1 pseudogene is annotated in these 776 nt (G+C 72.2%); it reads right to left on the bottom strand.

Features of this window, described 5'->3' with window-relative positions:
• Positions 1-750: pseudogene (locus IEZ21_RS46935) on the bottom strand (ATP-binding protein); the annotation flags it as partial.
• Between the last annotated feature and the right edge of the window lie 26 nt (positions 751-776).

The raw sequence follows: 776 nt of genomic DNA, 5'->3' as shown, positions 1-776 counted from the left end.
CTCGCGCACCACATCGTGCGGAAAGAGCCCGGAGGCGGTGGATTCGATGAACGGCTGGGCGCGCAGCCAGGCGAACAGTTCCGCGGCACGCTCGCCCATCATCGCCCGCAGCAGTGCCTCGGAGGTGACATCGGCCTGCGCGCACACCTCCAGCGCCGTGCGGTGCGCCGCACTCGGGGCGTGGCCCACGAGTTGGGGCAGCAACGTCGCGATCACGTCCCGGCCAGGTGACCAGTCGGCAGCGCCCCGGGCCTCGTCCGTGTCCCGCTGCACGGCGACTGCCACCGCAAGGGACAGGGCCAGCGGATTACCACTGGTGAAGGACAGCAGCGCGTGGTGCGTCCCGGCCGGGACACCCCGCGCCCGCAGGAAGGCGGCGGCATCCTCCCGGGTCAGATCCCGCAACCGCACCACCCGCAGCAGGTCCGCCCATCCCGGATCGGCGACCCAGCGTGGATCGGGGGCCGCACGTCCGGCGACCACCGCGACCGTGCCCAGCGGAAGCCGCGGCAGAAAGTGCTCCCACAACCAGTGCTCCAGGCCCTGGCAGTGCTCGAAGGTGTCGACCAGGAGCACCGATCCCGGCTCGCCGATCGCCTTCGCGGCGGCCTGCTCGAAGTCCTCCGGCGTCGCGGGAACCGTACGCCCGTCCACCTCGACCACCAGCCGTCCCGCCTCCCGCGCCTCGAGAGCGAACCGCCTCAGCAGCGCGGACTTGCCGATCCCGCCCGGCCCATGCAGATACAGCACGGGCGAAGAGCCGCGGTCTCCATCCA

The sequence above is a fragment of the Streptomyces flaveus genome (genome assembly GCF_014647675.1).
Classification (GTDB): Bacteria; Actinomycetota; Actinomycetes; order Streptomycetales; family Streptomycetaceae; genus Streptomyces; species Streptomyces flaveus.
The sequence above is the reverse complement of the archived record's forward strand: the minus strand, read 5'-3'. Positions and strand labels throughout refer to the sequence as shown.